General features: G+C 61.7%; 1 protein-coding gene. It reads left to right on the top strand.

Annotation, left to right across the window (positions count from 1 at the left end; genetic code table 11):
• Positions 1-566: IS4 family transposase (locus PG888_RS23100; RefSeq protein ID WP_270816060.1), on the top strand; the 566-nt coding region annotated here is incomplete at both ends.

Here is a 566-nt window from a genome sequence, read left to right as displayed (position 1 = left end):
GGGCTGCAACTGCTCGCCGTCGATGGCGTGATGTGGCGAACCCCCGATACTCCGGACAATACCGCCGCGTTTGCCAAGCCCGGCACCCAGCATGGCGAGACAGCCTATCCTCAGGTACGCATGCTCTGCCAGATGGAGCTGACCAGTCATCTGCTTGTTCAGGCTGCCATGGAGAGCTGCGCCATCAACGAGATGGCGCTGGCCGAACAGCTCATTGCACGCACACCGGACCACTCGCTGACCCTGTTCGACAAGGGGTTTTACTCCCTAGGTCTGCTACACGCCTGGCAAACTGCTGGCAGCGAGCGGCACTGGCTGCTGCCGCTCAAAAAGGGCACGCAATACGAGGTGGTACGCAAGCTGGGGCGTCAGGATGTGCTGGTGCAGCTCAAGACCAGTCCACAGGCGAGGAAGAAGTGGCCGCAACTGCCTGACACGGTGGAAGCCCGCTTGCTGACCCGCAGCCTCAACGGCAAGGAGCGCCAAGTGTTGACCTCGATGGTCGACCCGATGCGCTTTCCGGGAGCAGACATCGTCGAGCTCTACAGCCATCGCTGGGAAATCGA

This window comes from Aeromonas sp. QDB23, from assembly GCF_027707745.1.
Lineage (GTDB): Bacteria > Pseudomonadota > Gammaproteobacteria > Enterobacterales > Aeromonadaceae > Aeromonas > Aeromonas allosaccharophila.
This window is presented reverse-complemented; position numbering and strand designations above follow the sequence as displayed.